Source organism: Arthrobacter sp. 05L417 (genome assembly GCF_056397865.1).
Genome location: NZ_JBFTOG010000008.1, coordinates 72033 through 92475, shown reverse-complemented (window position 1 = coordinate 92475; position 20443 = coordinate 72033). Strand labels below are relative to the sequence as shown.

21 protein-coding genes and 1 pseudogene are annotated in these 20443 nt (G+C 63.6%); 8 read left to right on the top strand and 14 right to left on the bottom strand.

Features of this window, described 5'->3' with window-relative positions; genetic code table 11:
- Complete coding sequence (locus AC1DJW_RS09060) at window positions 1–663, bottom strand: histidine phosphatase family protein (protein WP_284753810.1); 663 nt, start codon at window positions 661–663, stop codon at window positions 1–3.
- A gap of 203 nt (window positions 664–866) precedes the next feature.
- Here AC1DJW_RS09060 and AC1DJW_RS09055 point away from each other — a divergent pair, with 203 nt between their 5' ends.
- From AC1DJW_RS09055 to AC1DJW_RS09045, 3 genes are all read left to right on the top strand, one after another.
- Complete coding sequence (locus AC1DJW_RS09055) at window positions 867–1415, top strand: YceI family protein (RefSeq protein ID WP_284753812.1); 549 nt, start codon at window positions 867–869, stop codon at window positions 1413–1415.
- Between the two features lie 200 nt (window positions 1416–1615).
- A complete protein-coding gene (locus tag AC1DJW_RS09050; protein ID WP_390278018.1) occupies window positions 1616–2278 on the top strand; it encodes a hypothetical protein in 663 nt (220 codons plus the stop codon).
- A 234-nt stretch (window positions 2279–2512) separates the two neighbouring features.
- Window positions 2513–3310, top strand: coding sequence for an MFS transporter (locus AC1DJW_RS09045; protein WP_459342139.1), 798 nt, complete (start codon window positions 2513–2515; stop codon window positions 3308–3310).
- 111 nt (window positions 3311–3421) lie between these two features.
- Here AC1DJW_RS09045 and AC1DJW_RS09040 read toward each other — a convergent pair whose 3' ends face one another.
- Window positions 3422–4129: a redox-sensing transcriptional repressor Rex gene (locus AC1DJW_RS09040; protein ID WP_390278014.1), complete on the bottom strand. Its 708-nt coding sequence runs from the start codon at window positions 4127–4129 to the stop codon at window positions 3422–3424.
- A 51-nt stretch (window positions 4130–4180) separates the two neighbouring features.
- Window positions 4181–4435 carry a glutaredoxin family protein gene (locus AC1DJW_RS09035; RefSeq protein WP_234748772.1) on the bottom strand — a complete coding sequence of 85 codons (255 nt, stop codon included), beginning with the start codon at window positions 4433–4435 and terminating at the stop codon, window positions 4181–4183.
- A 76-nt stretch (window positions 4436–4511) separates the two neighbouring features.
- On the opposite strand from AC1DJW_RS09035, the gene AC1DJW_RS09030 reads away from it, so the two are divergent.
- Window positions 4512–5330, top strand: a complete 819-nt coding sequence (locus AC1DJW_RS09030) for an HAD family hydrolase (RefSeq protein ID WP_284753818.1) — start codon at window positions 4512–4514, stop codon at window positions 5328–5330.
- 195 nt (window positions 5331–5525) lie between these two features.
- On the opposite strand, the gene AC1DJW_RS09025 is transcribed toward AC1DJW_RS09030, so the two are convergent.
- The 3 genes from AC1DJW_RS09025 to AC1DJW_RS09015 form a co-directional block, all read right to left on the bottom strand.
- On the bottom strand, window positions 5526–5624 hold the full coding sequence (locus AC1DJW_RS09025) for a 30S ribosomal protein bS22 (protein WP_003792170.1): 99 nt from the start codon (window positions 5622–5624) through the stop codon (window positions 5526–5528).
- Between the two features lie 173 nt (window positions 5625–5797).
- A complete protein-coding gene (locus AC1DJW_RS09020; protein ID WP_184738709.1) occupies window positions 5798–6010 on the bottom strand; it encodes a helix-turn-helix domain-containing protein in 213 nt (70 codons plus the stop codon).
- Window positions 6011–6168: 158 nt separating this feature from the next.
- Window positions 6169–7311 (bottom strand): 3-deoxy-7-phosphoheptulonate synthase, encoded by a 1143-nt coding sequence (locus tag AC1DJW_RS09015; protein WP_284754065.1) that lies wholly within the window; start codon window positions 7309–7311, stop codon window positions 6169–6171.
- 325 nt (window positions 7312–7636) lie between these two features.
- On the opposite strand from AC1DJW_RS09015, the gene AC1DJW_RS09010 reads away from it, so the two are divergent.
- Window positions 7637–8650 (top strand): LacI family DNA-binding transcriptional regulator, encoded by a 1014-nt coding sequence (locus AC1DJW_RS09010; protein ID WP_284754067.1) that lies wholly within the window; start codon window positions 7637–7639, stop codon window positions 8648–8650.
- Here the strand turns inward: AC1DJW_RS09010 and AC1DJW_RS09005 are convergent.
- Entirely contained in the window at window positions 8640–9344 is a 705-nt protein-coding gene (locus AC1DJW_RS09005) for a FadR/GntR family transcriptional regulator (protein ID WP_476901177.1), read from the bottom strand. The two genes, AC1DJW_RS09010 and AC1DJW_RS09005, sit on opposite strands and share 11 nt — an antisense overlap.
- A gap of 79 nt (window positions 9345–9423) precedes the next feature.
- On the opposite strand from AC1DJW_RS09005, the gene AC1DJW_RS09000 reads away from it, so the two are divergent.
- Complete coding sequence (locus tag AC1DJW_RS09000; protein ID WP_476901176.1) at window positions 9424–10728, top strand: alpha-hydroxy acid oxidase; 1305 nt, start codon at window positions 9424–9426, stop codon at window positions 10726–10728.
- Window positions 10729–10811: 83 nt separating this feature from the next.
- On the opposite strand, the pseudogene gdhA reads toward AC1DJW_RS09000, so the two are convergent.
- From gdhA to AC1DJW_RS08985, 3 genes and pseudogenes are all read right to left on the bottom strand, one after another.
- Window positions 10812–12149: pseudogene (gene gdhA, locus AC1DJW_RS08995) on the bottom strand (NADP-specific glutamate dehydrogenase).
- Window positions 12150–12638: 489 nt separating this feature from the next.
- Window positions 12639–13223 carry an ArsR/SmtB family transcription factor gene (locus AC1DJW_RS08990; protein WP_476901175.1) on the bottom strand — a complete coding sequence of 195 codons (585 nt, stop codon included), beginning with the start codon at window positions 13221–13223 and terminating at the stop codon, window positions 12639–12641.
- 120 nt (window positions 13224–13343) lie between these two features.
- On the bottom strand, window positions 13344–14555 hold the full coding sequence (locus AC1DJW_RS08985; protein ID WP_390278002.1) for an acetoin utilization protein AcuC: 1212 nt from the start codon (window positions 14553–14555) through the stop codon (window positions 13344–13346).
- A 111-nt stretch (window positions 14556–14666) separates the two neighbouring features.
- On the opposite strand from AC1DJW_RS08985, the gene AC1DJW_RS08980 reads away from it, so the two are divergent.
- Entirely contained in the window at window positions 14667–16100 is a 1434-nt protein-coding gene (locus tag AC1DJW_RS08980) for a TrkH family potassium uptake protein (protein WP_476901174.1), read from the top strand.
- A 40-nt stretch (window positions 16101–16140) separates the two neighbouring features.
- The gene (locus AC1DJW_RS08975; RefSeq protein ID WP_171983496.1) at window positions 16141–16779 is read left to right on the top strand and encodes a potassium channel family protein; all 639 of its coding nucleotides are present in this window, start codon (window positions 16141–16143) and stop codon (window positions 16777–16779) included.
- Window positions 16780–16817: 38 nt separating this feature from the next.
- Here AC1DJW_RS08975 and proC read toward each other — a convergent pair whose 3' ends face one another.
- The 4 genes from proC to AC1DJW_RS08955 form a co-directional block, all read right to left on the bottom strand.
- On the bottom strand, window positions 16818–17648 hold the full coding sequence (gene proC / locus AC1DJW_RS08970) for a pyrroline-5-carboxylate reductase (protein ID WP_284754076.1): 831 nt from the start codon (window positions 17646–17648) through the stop codon (window positions 16818–16820).
- A gap of 250 nt (window positions 17649–17898) precedes the next feature.
- A complete protein-coding gene (locus AC1DJW_RS08965) occupies window positions 17899–18735 on the bottom strand; it encodes a sugar phosphate isomerase/epimerase family protein (RefSeq protein ID WP_059389509.1) in 837 nt (278 codons plus the stop codon).
- Between the two features lies 1 nt (window position 18736).
- Window positions 18737–19801, bottom strand: coding sequence for a Ppx/GppA phosphatase family protein (locus tag AC1DJW_RS08960; protein WP_284754078.1), 1065 nt, complete (start codon window positions 19799–19801; stop codon window positions 18737–18739).
- Between the two features lie 71 nt (window positions 19802–19872).
- On the bottom strand, window positions 19873–20334 hold the full coding sequence (locus AC1DJW_RS08955; protein ID WP_390277996.1) for an SseB family protein: 462 nt from the start codon (window positions 20332–20334) through the stop codon (window positions 19873–19875).
- Between the last annotated feature and the right edge of the window lie 109 nt (window positions 20335–20443).

The following is a 20443-nucleotide window of genomic DNA, read 5'->3' as shown; positions in this document are numbered from 1 at the left end:
TCATGCTCCGGGGGTCTTCGCGGCACCGGGCAGCAGCACGGCCGCGGGTTCGCTGTAGTCCACCCGCGCAACCTTGCCGTCGTCGAACACCAGGGACGTCAGTGACGTCAGCGTGCACTCGCGTTTGCGCGGATCGTGCCACAGGGGTCGGCCCTCCGCGCTGAGGCGCGTGGCGTAGATGGGGAGCTGGTGGCTGACGAGGATGGCTTCGGCCCCATCGCCGCCGAGTTCGATCGCTTTGAGCCGGGCATCCTCGACGGCGGCACGCATGCGGGTGACCTGGTCCTGGTAAGACTCGCCCCAGGACGGACGCAGCGGATTGCGGTACTCGAACCAGTGCTTGGGCTTGATGAATTCGGAGACGCCGGCTTTGAGCCCTTCGAAGTGGTTCTCGGCCTCGATAATCCGGGGGTCGGTGTGGATCTGGAGGTCCAATGCCTGGGAAGTGGGAAGGGCGGTTTCCTGGGCACGGGTCAACGGCGAAGAGACCAGGTGGACGATGTTCGCCCCCTGCGCGACGCGGGCAGCGAAGTGGTCCGCGAGCATCTTGGCCATCTCGCGGCCGCGTTCGGAGAGGTGGAATTCGGGCAGTCTGCCGTACAGAATGCCGTCGGGATTGTAGACCTCGCCATGGCGGAGCAGATGGACAGTTGCTTGGGGCATGTTTACCAGTTTCTCAAAGAAGGCGGGCGATCTGAAATCTTCTACGTTTCGTAGAACTGAAAGTTTCTTCAGAATGTTCCCTGAAGGTGGAATAAAAGATGCATTTGCATGTTTATACTTGACACAAGGTTCGGTTGACACTTCAACTAAGTACGACCGAACGCCCAGTGAAGCTACGACCACACCTTCCCAAGGAGAACCCCATGACTCTTCCCGCAAACGTCACCACCGGCGTCTGGACCCTCGACAACTCCCACAGCGAGATCGGCTTCACCGTCCGCCACGCAGGCATCAGCAAGGTCCGCGGCCAGTTCACCGAAGCCGAGGCCACCCTTGAACTCGGCAATGGGCTGACCGACTCCAAGGTCGCCGCAACCATCCAGACCGCCAGTTTCGACTCGGGCGACGCCAACCGCGACGGCCACGTCAAGGGCGAGGACTTCTTCGACGTGGAGAAGTTCCCGGAAATCACGTTTGTCTCCCGCCACGTCAAGGCCAACGGCGACAGCTTCGACCTCGTGGGCGATCTGACCATCAAGGGCGTCTCCAAAGAGGTCACCATCGAGACTGAGTTCAACGGCGTGGCCGTTGACCCGTTCGGCAACACCCGCGCAGGCGTCTCGGGTGAGACGACCATCAGCCGCAAGGAGTTCGGCCTGACCTGGAACGCAGTGCTCGAGGCCGGCGGTGTGTTGGTCAGCGACAAGGTTGTCATCAACCTGGAACTGGCTTTCATCGCACCCGCCGCCTAATCCACCGGACTCCTAATCCACCGGGTTTCCGGACTGAATGGCGTCTTCGGTGCTGCACACGATCCCCTGTGCAGCACCGGAGGCGCCATTTCGTTGCTTGCGGTGTCACCCGCTTATTGTTCGGGGAAAAGCCGATACTTAGCGGCGAATTAGCCAAGAATTTCCTATGAATCCTTAAACCTCAGGTCTAAAGTGATGCCATGAGTAACCCAAACGAAGCTCCTCAGCCTCAGCAGCCCGGAGCCCAGCCACCGCAGCCCGGCAATGTCCCTCCTGCGGGTTACCAGCCTCCGCAGGGATACCAAGCACCTCCTTCTTACCAAGCGCCTCCCTCCTACCCGCAGCCCGGCCCCGGATACCAGCAGCCCGGCCAACCCGCCTATGGCATGCCAACGGGCCCGAATAGCGCACCGCCGGCAGGGCTCGGCTACGCTGCGCCAGCGCGGAACACCTTTGGACTCGACTTCAACAACGTCGCGCAGCGCTTCCGGGACACCACGGGAGTGCCGCAGCAGTTGACCATCTCCTACTGGTTGTGGGTCGCGGCTGCCGCTTTGGGTGTTCTTGCCAGCTTCGCCAACATCTTCACGATGCGCGGCCTGTTCGGAGAGATGATGGTGGGCCCGGGTATTGTGGGCCTGATTTTCAGCCTGGTGTTCGCTGCCCTCTACATCTTCATTGCCATTCGCCTCAAGGAGGGCTCCCGCTGGGCACGGCTTGTCCTGACCATCCTGGGAGCGTTTGCGGTGATTTCCCTGCTGGTCCAGGTGGTTACCCTTAACCTCAACTTCATCGGATCGGCGGTAGCCGTCGCGGCTACGGTCTTGATGTGGCTTCCGGAGTCCCGGAAGCACTTCGTATAGGAACAACGCAGCACATATGGCTGAAGGCCGCGGCAGGTCCCGAGAGGACCCCGCGGCCTTCCCTTTGTCCCCGCGCGATTCGCGGGAGATCCGCCGAACCTTGTTCAGCGAGAATTCTTACCGCGAATCATCACCAGCACTGTGCCTCCGGGGTACGGTGGAATTAAGCCGAGCTGGGGGCAGGGCACGTTGCACCCGGCAGCCGTATCTGCAGTCGACACGCAAAGGAATGCCATGAGCACCCCTCCGTACCCACCGTCCACTCCGGGCGAAAATCCCACACCTGAGCAGCCGAAATACGGCCAGCAGACACCCCAGCAGGGTCAGCAGCCGCAATACGGCCAGCAGGCTCCGCAGTATGGGCAGCAGACACCGCAGCAGGGTCAGCCGTCACCTTACGGCCAGCCGTCCGCGCCGCAGTACGGGCAGCAGGCTCCGCAGTACGGGCAGCAGGCTCCGCAGTACGGGCAGCAGGCACCTCAGCAGCCGCAGTACGGCCAGCCTTCCGTCCCGCAGTACGGGCAGGGCGGCCCCGTCGCTTGGCCCAGCCAGCAGCCCGCTGCCACGTCCGGAGTCCCCCAGCTGGTCAACATCTCCTTCTGGCTCATACTTGCCGCTGGTTTGCTGACCTTGATCGGCATTCCCTTCACCATCGCTACGCTGAACTCGCCGGCAGGCAAGAACATGCTCGATCAGGCGTTGTCGGCACAAGGAAGCAACGCATCTGGCATTGACACCAGCACCTTCATCAGCATTTTGATCACCGTCCTGGTTATTTTCTCGGTGATTTTTGCCGGACTCTACGCACTGGTTGCGTTCAAGGTCCGCCAGGGCAAGAACTGGGCCCGGATCCTGGGCACGGTCTTTGCGGCGATTTCCCTGCTCGGCCTGACCCAGATCGGCATGGGCACCATCACCATCCTCCTGGGCGTCGCCGCGATCGTGCTGTTGTACCTGCCGGCCTCGGCGCCGTATTTCCGGAAGGCCCAGCCGTTCGCGAACCCCTACGGCCAGGCGCCGTACGGCCGTTAAGCACAGCGCCGTACGGCAGCCAGGCCACGCGGCGTACGGCAGCCAGGCCACGCGGCGTACGGTCCACGGCCCACCGCCAAGAACAAACAACGGGCGCAGACCCGGCTCGGCCTAAATGGCCTGGCCCGGGGTCTGCGCCCGTTGTGCGTGATACGCCAGGATCTGAAGCTCAGTGGCCATATCCACCTTTCGCAGATTCACGTACGGCGGAACCTGCAGGAGGACGGGCGCAAAGCTGAGGATGCTGCGGATACCCGCGCTGATCACGCGGTCGCAAACGTCCTGCGCCACCGCGGCCGGGAGGGCCAGCACAACCATGTTGGTGCCGGTCCGCTGAAGGACCGTTTCAAGATTGGCGGCGTCGCTGACCCGCAGCCAGCCCACTTCGTTCCCGATGACCATAGGATCGGCATCAAGGATCGCCACCACGTCGAAACCGCGCGACTCGAATCCGCCGTAGCGCGCCAACGCCTTTCCAAGGTTGCCCGCGCCCACAATGGCCACTTTCCAGTCGTGGGTCAAGCCGAGCGCCGCCGCGATGTGGCGGCTCAGGTACTGGACCTCGTATCCCACGCCGCGCGTTCCATAGGAGCCGACGTAGGAGAGGTCCTTGCGCAACGTGGACGAACTGACTCCCGACGCCTCGGCCAACGCCTCGGAGGAAACCCGTTCCACGCCTTCGCCCAGCAGGGAGTTCAGAGCGCGCAGGTAAAGCGTCATCCGGGCCACAGCCGCGGGTGGTATCTGCTTCGCGGCAGAGTCCTTGTCCCCGGATACAGCTTCGGCGGACGGTTCCAGCGCAGTCACGTTCTTCTCCATTGCGTCGCTTTGTTTTCCCACTCTATTGCCAACAAAGCACTGCACGCATGTTCAGGCTGCGATGGCCTTCTTCAGGACCCGAACCAATCGTGCCTCATCGATTTTCCAGAAATCCCGTTGGATACCGTCCACGAATACCACCGGGATCTCCTCGGCGTAGCGCTCGCGCAGTACAGGGTCGGTGTCAATCGATTGTTCCGTCCACGTGAGCCCAAGGCTTGAGGTCACGCGTTCGACGGCGTCACGCGCCGCGGCGCAGAGGTGGCAGTCAGCTTTGGTGAGGAGTACGACGTCGGGATTTGGCATGGTTCAAAGGTATCGCTTTAGCGTCGGCACAGCCGTGCGAACGGCAGGAGGCCGGGCGATTGACTAGACTCATGGCATGCCCGTCGAGAAGAACGCCGTTGTGGCCACCGCGCCGGCCGCAACGCAGCAGCACGGCGAAGCCGCATTCTTCGACGTCGACAACACCCTCATGAAGGGCGCCAGCCTCTTCCACGTCGCGCGGAAGATGTACGAACGCAAGGCCTTCACCCTTTCCCAAGCCGCGGGCTTTGCCTGGAAGCAATTCAAGTTCGTGCTACGGGGCGAAAAGATGGAGGACGTCCATTCCGTCCGGGATTCCGCGCTCGTCCTCGCGGCCGGTATCAAGGTGTCCGACATCAAGGAACTGGGCGAAGAAGTCTACGACGAGATGATCGAGTCGCGGATCTGGCCTGGTACCAAGGCCCTGGCGGAACAGCACCTGCGGGTTGGCCGCAAGGTCTGGCTCGTAACCGCCACACCCATCGAAGTCGCCACCGTCATTTCCACGCGCCTCGGCCTCACGGGCGCCCTGGGTACCGTGGGCGAAGTTGAAGATGGTGCCTACACGGGCCGGCTCGTGGGCGAGATCCTCCACGGTCCAGCCAAAGCCGTGGCTGTGCAGCGCGTAGCGGACGAAGAAGGCCTGGACCTGAAGCGCTGCTGGGCATACAGCGATTCACATAACGACATCCCGCTGCTCACTTTGGTGGGCCACCCGGTGTGCATCAATCCCGACGCCGGGCTGCGCCGCCATGCGCGCGAGAACAACTGGCCGGTTTATGACTTCCGTTCCGGCCGCCGGGCAGCCACGCTCGGCCTCAAAGCCGCGACTGTCGGAGGCGCTGTCTACGGTTTGTGGCGGGGTTTCTCCAAGTTCCGCAGCCCGAGGGGCTAACCCCAGCAACCCTCGCTCACATATAGCCGCCCCTCCAGCAACCCTCGCTCACATATAGCCGCCGAACGCCCGACATACGTGAGCGAGCGTTCGCCGATACAACCGACATACGTGAGCGAGCGTCACAGGGGGCGTACACGCAAAAATGCCCGCCGCCTCGAGAGGCAACGGGCATTCACGCTGTAGGAAGTATCTCTACTTCTTATTGCGACGCTGGTGGCGGGTCTTACGAAGCAGTTTGCGGTGCTTCTTCTTGGCCATACGCTTGCGGCGCTTCTTAATAACTGAACCCACGTAAGTTCCTTACCAAACTAGATTGAGATTCTGTCTGCTGGGTGAGGTCCTTGAACTGAGCAACAGACTTTTACAACTGACAGATTCTTACAATGACGTAAAACGTTCCTTAACAGGGTACCGCCTATCGGGGGCACCCAATGACCGTTGGCCCCTAGGGAACCAAGCAAGACTCAAGCTGTCTCCGAGTGTCCGTCGACAACCGCGCCCTTGAGGTATTGGCTCACGGCTTCTTCGGGGACACGGAATGATCGTCCAAATCGGACGGCTGGCATTTCTCCCGAGTGGACCAGGCGGTACACGGTCATTTTGGAAACCCGGAGGACTTCGGCGACTTCAGCCACTGTCATGAAACGCGCGTTCGAGAAGTTAGCCTCTGCGGACATTTCTCCATATTCCTTTGCTCTCAGCGGTTAGCGGCGAACCCCAGCATTCATTACCTGGTGTGCCGATGCTGAGCCATCAAACAACCATGTGCTAGATACTCTAGAGGCTGCTGGTACCAAAGTGAAAGTCTTTCGGCCAACTGAAGATCGGGTTTCCCTTAGTTGGAGGCGGCCATCCGGCGCTTGCGGGCCGAGGCCGCCAACTGGCCCAAGACGGACACCGTGACGTCCCACTCCATGCAGGCATCAGTGACGCTCTGGCCGTAAACCAACCCTTGTTCGCCAGCCAGCTGCCGCTCCACATCCAGGTTCTGCGCCCCGCCCACAAGGAAGCTTTCCAGCATGACGCCGGCGATCGGCGAAGCAACGTCATCTTCCAACTGCGCGCCGATCTCCAAGGCGACTTCGGCCTGGCGATGGTGGCTCTTGCCGCTGTTGGCATGGCTCGCGTCAACGATAAGCCGCGGGTTCAGCCCCTTCGCCGAAAGCTTCTCCGAGGCATCAGCGACGTGGTCGGCGGCGTAGTTCGGGCCCTTGCGGCCACCGCGCAGGATCACATGCGTGTCCGGGTTTCCCGAGGTCGCCACGAGGGCGGCGCGGCCATCGCCGTCGATCCCCAAGAACGCCTGGGGTGCCGCAGAGGCGCCGCAGGCATCGATCGCGACTTGCAGGTCGCCGTCGGTCCCGTTCTTGAAGCCGATCGGCATGGACAGTCCGGAGGCGAGCTGGCGGTGGATCTGGCTCTCGGTGGTGCGCGCACCGATGGCGCCCCACGCCACAAGGTCGGCCATGTATTGCGGGCTGATAGGTTCCAGGAACTCGGTGGCGGTCGGCAGGCCGAGGGCTGTGACTTGCTGAAGGAATCCACGCGCCGCACGGAGTCCGGCCGCGATGTCGTGGCTGCCATCCAAGTGGGGATCGTTGATGAGGCCCTTCCAGCCCACGGTGGTCCGCGGCTTCTCGAAGTACGCCCGCATGACGATCAGCAGGTCTTCCTTGTGCTTCTCGGCCTGGCTGACCAGCCTGCGCGCGTATTCCAGGCCGGCCTTCGGATCGTGGATGGAACACGGGCCCACGATCACCAGGAGGCGGTCGTCCACGCCGTCCATGATGGCGCGGACTCCATCGCGTCCGCGCTCGACGACGGCGGAGGCCCTCGCGTCAAGCGGCAGTTCCGCGATGATTTCCTGCGGCGTGGGGAGCGGCTCGAAGCGGCTGACGCGCAGGTTCGATGTCGACTGCGCCCCGGCATTCTCGACGTCGGCATTTAGTGTAGTGGGCTCTGCGGCGATGCTGGTCATGAAAGGGGTCCTGTTCCGGAGAGGAGCGGACCCTACTCAGAGCCCGCCTGGAAATGGCGAAGGGCAGAGAATGATCTCTGCCCTGTTGGCTCTGAAGGAATGTTGGATGCGTGTCAGTTAGACGCGGGCCCCTCCAGAGCCAACGAAAAATACGCATACCAACGGTTAGTCATAGCCAAACCATAGCGTCAGGTTCCGGATGCCTGCAAATCGAAATGCGACGACATCAAGGGAAACCGTTTCCCCACGCACTATAAACTTCATTTCAGAACACATGTCGCCGCCGCGTTGGAGCAAGGTCGGCAGCAGCTCCAGGAAGGAAGCCATGCCAGGCAGAAGGAACACCCGGCGGGTGGGCATCGCAGATGTGGCATCCATGGCCGGCGTTTCGCATGCCACCGTTTCCCGCGTCATGAACGGAAATACCACCGTGGACGCGGACATTGCCGCTCGCGTGCGCGCGGCCGCTTCCGAGCTGAAGTACAAGCCGAACCCGGTGGGGCGGAGCCTGGCCCTGGGAAAAACGGACACCATCGGAATCGTGGTGCCGGACTTGTCCAACCCCACCTTCCAGGCCATTCTTCGCGGACTGAGTATTGCCGCCGCCCGCGACGGCTACCGCGTGTTGATCGCCGACTCGTCCGAAGTCTCCAGCGAAGAGGCAATCCTGGCCGGGGAAGCCCGGAGGCGATGCGACGGCGTCGTTCTTTGCGCCCCCCGAATGAGTGACGCCGATCTGGAGGAACTCGCCCCCACGCTCTATCCGCTCGTCCTCATCAACCGGACCACCGAGTCGGTACCGACTCCCAGCCTCGTGGTGGACTACGGTCAAGGCATCCAGGAACTTGCCGCCCATCTGGTGGAGCTGGGCCATCGCAAACTGGCTTATCTGACGGGACCGGACCGCAGCGCCTCCAACGTGCAGCGCCTCCGCGGGCTCGAGAAATTCACGGCCGAATTTCCGAACGTCGAGTTGCAGTTCATTCCCGGTGGCAACACGTTCGACGCCGGATTCGAGTCGAGCGATGCCGTCGCCTCATGCGGGGCTACTGGAATCCTCGTCTTCAACGACGTCGCGGCGATGGGCCTCTTGAGCGGTCTGAGTGAGCGCGGGATCCGCGTCCCGGAAGATTTGTCACTCACGGGCTTCGATGACATGCCGTTTGCCCGGTACACCATGCCGCCGCTGACCACTGCCGCCGTGCCGATCTCCGACCTCGGAGACCTTGCGTGGCGACGCATGCGGGAGCAGATCCAGACCAACGACGCCGCTTCCCCCACGAACTACTTCCCGCCGCGGATTGAGCTCAGGGGCAGCACCGGACCGGTCAAGGCCTAGTTTCCGCAGGGGCCTTCCCCAGTCCGGCCTCCCGGTAGTACCCCTCGATGTGCGCGGCAACGAGCGTCGCCGCCCGGCCGCCGTCGCCGTCGTTCACCGCCTCCAAAATGGCGCGATGCTCGGACCGCAGGCGATCGGCGGTGTGATCCCAATCCGGCAGGTTCGCCGTGAGCGCGGCGGCGTAACCCTCGATCGCTTCACGCAGCGAGCCCATAATGGTGCTCACCACGGCATTTCCCGCGGCTTCCGCAAGCGCCAAGTGGAAGGCGACGTCCAACGCGAGGAAGTCGTCGACGGCGGGGCTCGCGTCCATCTCGTCCAGGAGCCTCGCTGCTTCCTTGAGTTCGGGGGCGTCGGCCTTGGCGCGGGACACCGCCCATGATTCGAGCAGGACCCGGGTCTCCACAATGTCGGCGACGGGCAAATGCTGCGTGGCCACGTGGAGGCGGAGCGCGGAGCCGAGTGCCGCGGCCGGTTCCGCGATGACCACCGTCCCGGCGTCCTTGCCGGAGCCGACGCCTGCCCGCACCAAGCCCATGGCCTCCAGGATGCGGATGGCTTCGCGGACCGAAGTCCGCGAGACCTCCAGTTGTTCGGCCAGCGCCCGCTCGGCGGGGAGCCGTCCGCCAAGCACCAAATGCCCGTCGGACAATTGCTTTTCGATCCAACTCAGGACGAGCTCGTGCGTTCGCATGGATAAATAGTAGTTGATGTGGTTGGACCACATGGCATAGAGTGTGGTCTAACCACACAAGCACACGGGAGACAGCACCATGACGCAGACCGTCCAGCCGAGCAGCGCCCCTTCCCTTGAGGTGCCCGCGAACGTCCCCACCGCCGTCGGGCGCCCCGCGGCACTCAAGCGCCGGGTTCCCAAATACGCGGACCTGGCGCCGCTCATGAAGTTCAAGAAGCCCGAGTTCAGCAACGCGGCGAAGCTGCGCCGCGCATCCACCATTTGGGAACTGCGGGATATGGCCAAGCGACGCACTCCCCAGGCGCCGTTCGACTACACGGACGGTGCAGCGGAGGCGGAGATCACCCTTCGCCGGGCCCGCCAGGCTTTCCAGGACATCGAGTTCCGGCCGGGGATCCTGCGCGACGTCTCCAGCATCGACCTCAGCACCGGGATCCTGGGCAAGGAATCCCGGCTTCCGTTCGGTATCGCACCCACGGGATTTACCCGCATGATGCAGTCCGAGGGTGAGTACGCGGGCTCGCAGGCGGCCGAAGCAGCGGGCATTCCGTACACGCTGTCCACGATGGGAACGGCGTCCATCGAAGACGTTGCAGCAGCGGCTCCGAATGGTCGTAACTGGTTCCAGCTGTACCTCTGGACGGACCGGGACCGTTCCCTGGAACTGATCGAGCGCGCCGCCAAGGCCGGAAACGACACCCTCATGGTCACGGTGGACACCGCCGTCGCGGGCGCCCGGCTGCGGGACGTCCGCAACGGCATGACCATTCCGCCGGCGCTCACGGTGAAAACCGTCCTGGATGCCTCGTACCGGCCCGCCTGGTGGTTCAACTTCCTCACGCACGAACCGCTCACCTTCGCCTCGCTCTCCCGTTACACGGGTACGGTGGCAGACCTCATCAACTCCATGTTCGATCCCACCCTGACCTTCGACGATCTCGACTGGCTGCGCGAAACCTGGAAGGGCAAGCTCGTGGTCAAGGGAATCCAGACGGTGGAAGATGCCCGCAAGGTGGTGGACCACGGCGCGGACGGCGTCGTGATCTCCAACCACGGCGGGCGCCAACTGGACCGGGCACCGATTCCGCTGCACCTCGTTCCGGAGGTCTCAGCGGCGCTGAAGGCCGACAACAGCGACGCGGCCATCATCCTGGACACGGGCATCATGAGCGGCGCCGACATCGTGGCAGCCCTGGCCCTCGGTGCGGACTTCACGTTGATCGGGCGCGCCTACCTTTACGGACTCATGGCCGGCGGGCGCGCAGGCGTGGACCGCACCATCCAGATCCTGGAAAAGGACATGGCCCGCACGATGGCCTTGCTCGGAGTCACCAGGATTTCGGAACTCAACCCGGATCACGTTCGCCTGCTGGGCGCGTAACCTCCGGCTCCCCTCTCCCAACTGGCTCGCAGTTGTTGTCGTTTTCAGCCCTGTAAACGACAACAACTGCGAGCTAGTTGGGGCTAGATGAGGCCTTGCGCCAACATGGCGTCGGCGACCTTCACGAAGCCGCCGATGTTGGCACCCAGGACATAGTTGCCCGGCGCACCGTATTCCTCCGCGGTTTCGGCACAACGATCGTGGATGCCCACCATGATTTCCGTGAGGCGTGCTTCCGTGTGTTCGAAGGACCAGGAATCGCGGCTGGCGTTCTGCTGCATCTCTAACGCCGACGTCGCCACGCCACCGGCGTTTGCTGCCTTGCCCGGGGCAAACAGGATGCCCGCATCCTGGAAAACCGCAACGGCTTCACGGGTGGAGGGCATGTTGGCGCCTTCGGCGACTGCCAGCAGCCCGTTGCTGACGAGCTTGGCTGCCGCGTCGCCGTCGAGCTCGTTTTGCGTCGCGCACGGCAGGGCAACGGTGCCGTTGACGTCCCAGACCGAGCCGCCGGCCACGTAGCTGGCGCCCCGGCGTCGCTCCGCGTATTCAGTGAGGCGGCCCCGTTCGACTTCCTTGATCTGGCGGAGCAGTGCGACGTCGATGCCGGCCTCGTCAACCACATAGCCCGCGGAGTCGGAACAGGCCACCACGGTGGCGCCAAGCGCCCGGGCTTTGGCGATGGCGTAGATGGCCACGTTTCCCGAACCGGAGACCACGACCCGTTGGCCATCGAAAGACCTGCCCTTGGTCTTGAGCATCTCCTGGGCAAAGATGACCGTGCCGAAACCAGTGGCTTCCGGACGGACCAAGGAGCCGCCCCACGACATTCCCTTGCCCGTCAGCACGCCCGACTCGTAGCGGTTGGTGATGCGCTTGTACTGGCCGAACAGGAAGCCGATCTCGCGGCCTCCCACGCCGATGTCGCCGGCAGGAACGTCGGTGTATTCGCCGATGTGGCGGTACAGCTCGGTCATGAAGGACTGGCAAAAGCGCATGATTTCGGCGTCGGAGCGGCCGCGGGGATCGAAGTCCGAGCCTCCCTTGCCGCCACCGATAGGCATGCCTGTCAGGGCATTCTTGAAGATCTGTTCGAAGCCGAGGAACTAGACGATGCCCAAGTAGACCGAGGGGTGGAAGCGCAGCCCGCCCTTGTAGGGGCCCAAGGCTGAATTGAACTCGACGCGGAAACCGCGGTTGACGTGGACGCGTCCGGCGTTATCGGTCCACGGGACGCGGAAGATGATTTGGCGCTCCGGTTCGCACAGGCGCTCAAGGACGGCGCCCTCGAGGAATTCCGGGTGGCGGTCATGCACCGGGCCAAGGCTTTCAAAGACCTCGGTGACGGCTTGGTGAAATTCCAGCTCGCCCGGGTTCCGCGCCAAGACGGTGTCCCGGACTGCTTCCAGCCTCGAATCCATGTGACTCCCTACAACTTCTGCGCCGAACGGCGGATCTGCAACGACCCCGCCATGCTCGCATCAGACGCACGCCAGTCTCCATCCGAACCGAATACGACCAGGCAGCCCTCAGGGCAGAGGTAAGCAAAAAGCGCGGCCGGGGGACGGGTCCGGCGCTTCTTAGCTCAGGTCAATAATGGGCAATATGAGCCGGGAGGGGTGGATTGCGACATGGAGGATCGTGTTGGCGGCGACCACGATGTCCCCGCGTTCATCGGTGGCGGGTGAGCGTATCTGACCCGGAGTATCCCGTCAGTCAGGATCAGCGCCGGGCCGTCAGGCTGCACATCGACCAATTTCCCGGTAGAGTCCGTATCTTTTGCTGCCGAAGAGTAATCTGCGGACTCCGCGCCATAGCTCGGGGACAGCATGCTGGCTTTTCATGCAGGCCCATTTTGGACAAGAGCGGGGAGTGCATCCTCATCGCCGGTTGGAACGACCGATGCTCCTTTACTTCTTCCGCCCGAACTTCGGCAGGTTGGGCAGGTTTGGCAGGTTCGCCAAGAGGTCGGCAGCCTTGGTTGCGGCACGGCCAACCGTGCGGCCGATCTGCTGCGGCATGGTGTCGTCGATTCCCGCGACGGCAGCAACGGCTCCGGTGGCGGGAACGGCTTCAGTCGAGCGCTCGACGTCGGTGCTCGCCAGAGAAGCGACGAGCGGCTCGCCGTCGGGCTGCGTGAGCTGCTTCTTCGCAGCGCCTGCGCCCTGCTGGCCTGCCGAACGTGGCCGGGGGCTGCGGGCCGGGGTGGCGGCCTCGACCGCTGGCTTGGCGGGTCCGACGTCGAACGTCTCCAGCCAGCTGGCAACGCCGGCGAGCGGCTTCGGGTTCAACGCGTAATAGCGTTTCTGTCCTTGCGCGCGCATGCTGACGAGATCCGCCTCGCGGAGCACCTTCAAATGCTTTGAGATGGTGGGCTGGCTCGCTGCGAGCTCTTCCACGAGTTCCCCCACAGCCTTATCCCCAGAGCGGAGGGAAACCAGAATGTCACGCCGGGTCGCCTCAGCAATGACGGCAAATACGTCGTCAGTCACCATGCCTCCCACCCTAGCGACATATACGCCAAAAGGCATCAACTATTTCGCTTGTGCGCCCGGCGCTGATCGAGCCATGCGCCCGGCGTTGACCGAGCCCCGCGCCGGAAAGCCGAACAATCATCAGTCGAACCAAGGATCCAGCCCGTAAAGCGGAAAGATTTCCTTGCGGGTGGCGATGATGGTGCGGTCCACGGCGTCGGCGGGGTCATAGCCGACCTCCCACGAACGCCACCAGGTGTCGACTCCGTCGCCCATCAGTTCCGGAACCGTTTCCCCGTACTTTTCCCGGACATAGTCCCGGAAAGCTTCCGGGACCGGAGCTGTCAGCTGGACGGGATGTTGGGCCACGATACCTATCAAATGGCTCCACGTGCGCGGTACCACTCCCGTGATGTCGTAACCCCCTCCCCCGGTGGCGATCCAACGGTTTTCGCAGAACCTGGCGGCGAGGCCCGCGACGGCGGTGGCCGCCTCGCGTTGCCCGTCCACGCTGAGGTTGAGGTGCGTGAGGGGATCGAGTTTATGGGAGTCACAGCCATGCTGGCTCACGATGACTTCCGGTTCGAAGGCCTGCACGAGTTGCGGCACCACGGCATGGAAGGCTCGCAACCACCCGGCGTCGCCCGTCCATGCCGGCAACGCCACGTTGACGGCGGTGCCCAGGGCGTCTTGGCCGCCGATCTCATTGGCGAATCCCGTTCCGGGGAACAACGAGAGGCCACTTTCGTGCAGGGAAATCGTCAGTACCCTGGGGTCGTTCCAGAAGATGCTCTGGGTGCCGTCGCCGTGGTGGGCATCGACGTCGATGTACGCGACCCGCCGGACGCCGCCGTCGAGCAGCCTCTGCACGGCGAGTGCGGCGTCGTTATAGATGCAGAAGCCGCTGGCCCGCTCGCGGGAGGCATGATGCAGGCCGCCGCCGAAGTTGACGGCCCGGACCGCGGTCCCGGACAGGATCGCCTCGGCCCCGAGCAGCGAACCACCGGCAAGCCGGGCGCTGGCTTCGTGCATCCCGGCAAAAGCCGGATCATCTTCGGTGCCGAGCCCGCGTTCCGGGTCCGGCGTCGTCGGGTCTTCGCTTGCACGCCGCACCGCGGCGACATATTCGGCGCTGTGCACTGCCAGGAGTTCGACGTCGGACGCCACCTCGGGCGCTTGGACCGAGACGTGTTTCAAATCAAACAGTCCGAGCGCCGCGGCGAGCCTGGCCGTCAGCTCAAGCCGTTCGGGGGCCATCGGATGCGAGGGACCGAAATTGTATGCGGTCATGGCGGGATCCCACGCCACCGTCGTTGGCAGCGCGGACGGACGGAGGCCTGCCCAGGAAGTCATCAATGACAGGCTACCCGAGCGGCGGAACCCACCTGCCCCGTTACGGCGGGCGATTAGTGGTTTACTACTCAAGAAAGCAGAATCAATCGACCAGAAGCGAACAGCACTGCCATGACTCAGAGCCAGTCGAGGTCCCGAGACCCGGCCAGCTGGCAAACCGTCCAGCCGGAGCGGGGAGGCCTGTGGATTTTCACGGGTATCCGCGACTTCATCGACAACATCGCCAACTCTTCACCGGCCCGATTGGCGCTGACGGCGTACGTCTTCGCGATTCTCTTGTTCACCGGGCTGCTGTCCCTCCCAGCGGCATCGGCCGACGGTGCGGTCACTCCCATCCACCAAGCCCTGTTCACCGCTGTCTCCAGCGTTTGTGTGACCGGTTTGACGGTTGTGTCGACGGCAACGCACTGGACCTTCTTCGGACAGCTTGTGATTCTCGTGGGCATCTTCGTGGGTGGATTGGGAACCCTGACACTCGCATCCCTCCTGGCGCTCATGGTCAGCAAACGGCTGGGAGTGAGGGGCAAGCTCATTGCCCAAGAGGCCATGAACAACGCCGGGCGCTTGGGCGAAGTGGGTACATTGTTGCGGATCGTCATCTCGACGTCCGTGACCATCGAGGCCATACTGGCCATCGCAATGATTCCCCGGTTCCTGACGCTCGGCGAGGACTTCTGGCAGGCCGTCTGGCACGGGATCTTCTACTCGATCTCTTCCTTCAACAATGCCGGTTTCACACCCCATTCCGACGGAATCGTTCCGTACGAAACGGACCTGTGGATTCTTGTGCCGCTCATGCTTGGCGTGTTCCTCGGGAGCCTCGGCTTCCCGGTGATGCTGGTGCTCCGGCGGCATGGCCTCAATTGGAGGAAGTGGAGCCTCCACACCAAGCTGACCATCCAGGTTTCCGTGATCCTCCTCATTGCCGGCGCAGTCCTCTGGGCCCTGATGGAGTGGGACAACACCAACACCATCGCCAACATGAGCGTCGGTGACAAGATCACGCATTCCATTTTCGCCTCGGTCATGACGCGCTCCGGTGGTTTCAACCTGGTCGACCAAGGCCATATGGATTCGACCACGAGGCTGCTGTCGGACGCGCTCATGTTCGCCGGCGGCGGTTCGGCGTCGACGGCAGGCGGAATCAAGGTGACCACCATCGCAGTCATGTTCCTCGCCATCGTGGCTGAGGCCCGGGGCGACGACGACGTCAAGGTCTACGGCCGCACGATCCCCGAAGGCACCATGCGGGTAGCCATCTCAGTGATCGTCGCTGGTGCCACCTTGGTATGCGCATCAGCATTCTTGCTGTTGGCCATCAGCGGCGCCAGCCTGGACCGGGTACTCTTCGAAACCATTTCAGCCTTTGCAACCGTGGGACTCAGCACGAACCTCAGCGCCGAGCTGCCGCCGTCGGGCGTCTACGTCCTCGCCGTCCTCATGTTCGCCGGCCGCATCGGCACCATAACCCTTGCCTCCGCACTGGCCCTCCGCCAGCGCAGGCAGCTATTCCATTATCCGGAAGAGAGGCCGATCATTGGCTAATTCAACAGGCGCCCCCAACCGGCCGGCGCACAATGCGCCCGTGCTGGTGATCGGCTTGGGCCGATTCGGTGCTGCCACCGCCGAGCAGCTCGTCAAGCAGGGACGCGAAGTCCTGGCCATCGAACGGGACCGCACGCTCGTCCAGAATTGGGCTTCCGTGCTGACCCACGTCGTCGAGGCGGACGCCACCAACATCGATGCCCTCCGCCAGCTCGGCGCGCAGGAGTTCAGCTCTGCGGTGGTGGGTGTGGGAACGTCGATCGAGTCCTCGGTGCTCATCACGGTGAACCTCGTGGATCTGGGCATCGAACACCTCTGGGTGAAAGCGATCACTGCCTCGCACGGCAAGATCCTCACCCGCATCGGCGCCAACCACGTCATCTACCCCGAGGCCGACGCCGGCGTCCGTGCGGCACACCTGGTCTCCGGGCGCATGCTGGACTTCATCGAGTTCGACGACGATTTCGCCATCGTGAAAATGTACCCGCCCAAGGAAACCGTGGGCTTCACGCTGGACGAGTCAAAGGTCCGTTCCAAATACGGAGTGACCATTGTCGGCGTGAAATCCCCGGGCGAAGACTTCACCTATGCCCGGCCCGACACGAAGGTTTCCGGCCGCGACATGCTGATTGTGTCCGGGCACGTGGACCTGCTGGAACGGTTCGCGGCGCGGCCGTAGCTGCGGTGCGAATGGAGCCGTAGCCTCGCCGGCAGGGACTAAGCGAGCTGCTGCGTGATTTCCGCCGCCCGGGCCGCTGCGGCGCGGGCTCCGTCGGCGATGATCGCGGGTATCCCGCCGTCGTTGAACGCCGCGATGGCGCGTTCCGTGGTGCCGTTGGGGCTGGTCACGGCGATACGCAGGGCGGTCGGGTCCGCTCCCGGCTCGGCAAGCATGAACCCGGCACCTGCCACGGTTTCGCGGGAAATCATGAGGGAGAGCTCCGGATCCAGGCCAAGTTCGACGCCGGCGGCCGCCATGGCCTCGGCAAGGTAGAACGCGTACGCAGGGCCCGAGCCGCTGATGGCGGACAGGGCATCCACCTGTTCCTCGGGGATTTCCACGACGGTTCCTGCCGCGGCGAGGATGTCCTTGGCCTGCTGGAGCTGCGCTGGAGTGCAGTTGGTTCCGGGCGAAACGGAGACTACCCCGCGTCCCAGCTTGGCGGGCGTATTGGGCATCGTGCGGATGACCGGCTGGCCCGCCGGAAGCGCAGCTTCCAGCTGGGCGATGGACACGGCCGCGGCAACGCTGATCACAATGGTGTTCTTGGCCAGCGATGGGGAGATTTCACGGGCGAGATCAGCGATGCCCACAGGCTTGACACCCAGGATGACAACCGAAGCGCCCTTCGTAGCCAGCTTGTTGTTGTCTGGTTCCTCGGCTCCGGCGATGGTCATGACATGGTGGCGCTCAGCCAGTTCGGCGGCGCGTTCTGCGCGGCGGACGGTGGCGACGACGTCCGAAGGATCCATTCCGGCGGCAAGCAAACCACCCAGAATGGCCTCGTTCATGGACCCACAGCCAAGGAATGCGATTCGGTTGCTCATGGGTCCATGATGCCAGTTCAGCCGCGCCGCTGCAGAACCAATTGCAGGACTCTCGGGGAGCCAGGATTCCCAGCTAGTTCCCAAGGTTATTGCAGGCTGCACCCAATATCGCTCCGTAACTTAGTAATTACCTCATTGAGGGTGCGAGTGATGAGGCGGGCATGGGGATGTCCGCCACAAGCACCGGTGGTCGAACGGGTTTCCCCCCATTTTCCCGTATCGACCGCCGGTGCTTTCGCGTTTAAGGGACCTAGATCTCGAAGGCTCCCACGAGCGGCGCCCCCAAATGCTGGCGCGCGAAGCGCAGTGTCTCGGCGAGCCACTCCTCGCGTTCACCGGCAGCTTTGGCCTTGCGCGTGGAAATCTCGGCAACCACGGTGCCTTCGAATCCGTTCGATGCGAGATACTGCAGTGCCTCGGCGCACTGCTGGGTCCCATAACCGGGGATCAAGTGCTCGTCCTTGCCCGAGCCCGAACCGTCCGTGAGGTGGACGTGGCGGAGCTTGCTCCCGAGCGCCCGGATCGCCTCAAGGCTGTTGGCACCCGCTGTGGCGGCGTGCGAGAAGTCCCACGTGACGTCGTCGTAATCCTGGCCCATCGGGTCCCAGTGCGGAAGGTAAGCGAGCGCCTCCCGGCCGCGCACACGCCACGGGTACATGTTCTCTACCGCGATATGAACCTGGTACATCGCCGCGATCTCGCGCACGCCGGCAGCGAAGTTCTCCGCATAGTTCGACTGCCACCGGAACGGCGGGTGGACCACCACAGTGTTGCAGCCGACTTCGCGCGCCATCTGGCAAGACATCTCGATCTTGTTCCACGCCGGACCCCAAACCTGCTGGGTCAGCAGCAGGGTGGGCGCGTGGATGGAGACGATCTGCTGGTCGTATCGATGGCTTAGCTGGATGAGTGCATCCGGGTTCTGGCTGGTGGCGTTGTTGGTCACCATCACCTCGACACCGTCGTACCCCAGGTCCTGGGCCACGGCAAAGGCGTCGTGGACACTGAGCGGATAGACAGAAGCGCTGGATAGCGCCACCGGGATCCTCGGCGTGTCTTCTTCGGAGTGCTCGACGTCGGTACTCATGTTAGTTGGCCTGCCTCCCGGCGGTGGGGATCGGTATAGATACTGCCGCGGGCGCGGCCGTTCCGGTGTTGGCGCCCAGGCGTGGCACCGGGACCGCGCCGCCGAGCCCGACATGCGGGGCCGGGGCCAGCGGGCCATCGAAGATCAGCTGGTCGAGTCGGCGCAGGATCAATCCCTCGCGCAGGGCCCAAGGGCAGATCTCCATGGTGGGAAACTCGAACATCTCCAATGCGGCCTCGGCCACGAGGGCTCCTGCGAGGATTTGCGCCGCCCGTGCATCGGACACGCCAGGGAGATACAGCCTGTCCTCGACGGTCATGGCCGAGATCCGCTGCGCCCAGAGGCCCAAGTCCGTGGCGTGGAGTTCGCGCTTGACGTATGGACCGGCGCCGCTGGGGGCCGCGCCTGCGATGCGTGCAAGCGAACGGAAGGTTTTGGAGGTTCCGGCCACCAGGTTGGCCCGGCCCAATTGCTTGAACTCGCGCACGACGGGCTTGAGTGTGTGGCGGATGTACTTACGCAGCTCTTTGACGCTCTTGGCCGTGGGCGGGTCATTGTGGAGCCAGTCCCTCGTCAAACGGCTCGCGCCAAGTGGCACTGAGACCGCGAGCTCGGGCAGTTCGTCCTGGCCAAACGCCATTTCGAAGGAGCCGCCGCCGATGTCCAGGTCCAGGATCGGACCGGCGCCCCAGCCGTACCAGCGTCGAACCGCGAAGAACGTCATGGAGGCTTCTTCGCTGCCTGTCAGTTCCTGCAGGGTCACGGTGGTCTCGTGCTTCACCCGGGCAAGGACCTCGACGCCGTTGGTCGCTTCGCGAATGGCCGAAGTACAAAAAGCCAAGAGATCCTCGGCCTTGTGGCGGGCTGCGAACTCCCACGCTTCGAGGACGAATTCGATCAGCTCGTGTTGCCCGGCGTCGTTGATGTTACCGTCGGCGTCCAGGAACTGAACCAGCGAAAGTGGTCGCTTGTGGGAGGCAAACGCGACCGGGCGTGCGCCCGGATGCGCGTCCACCAAAAGCAAATGGACGGTGTTGGAACCGATGTCTAGGACGCCAAGACGCATTCTGCCATTATTCCCCGATTCGAAGCGTGTGAAGCAAGTACGACTGCCGATTCGTGCCGGCTGCCGGTCAATTAGTCCTGGGGGCGCTCGGTGTCCGCTTCTGCGTCGGCGTCGTCGGCTTCGTCGGCGCGGGTGAAGTCGCGTCGGACGTTGGCGATGCCTTCCGGGCCCATCTCGAAGCCGTGCTCGCTGCCGGGGTTGATCACGAGGCCCAGCTCGTCACCGATGCTGTCCAGAATCGCAGCGCCGTGGGTGCCAAGGACGTTGGGCGCGGCCTCGAGGAAGTGCGATTCCACCCGGCTCGGGTGGCTGAACACTGCGAGGACAGGCTGGCCCTCGGAGTTGGCAAGGACAAGTGGCTCCACGGCCGCGTCAGGCTGATCCAAGGAGTCGGTGCTCAGGATGTAGACCTCGTTGTTCAGGAAGGCCAGGATGACGTCCACCGGGTTCGCGTCGGGTTGCCCGGCCTTTGCGAGCTTGGACTCAAGGTCGTTCAGGGGCAGGGATTCCGGGGCTGCAGGCTGATCTGTCATGGTTCCACTCGATCACGGTTCCCCCGCCCGAAGCAATTCCCGGCGGTCTCGCTACCCGCCCGCCGCCCGCCCCTGCACTGAGGACACGGATAATTCCCCGGGACACACG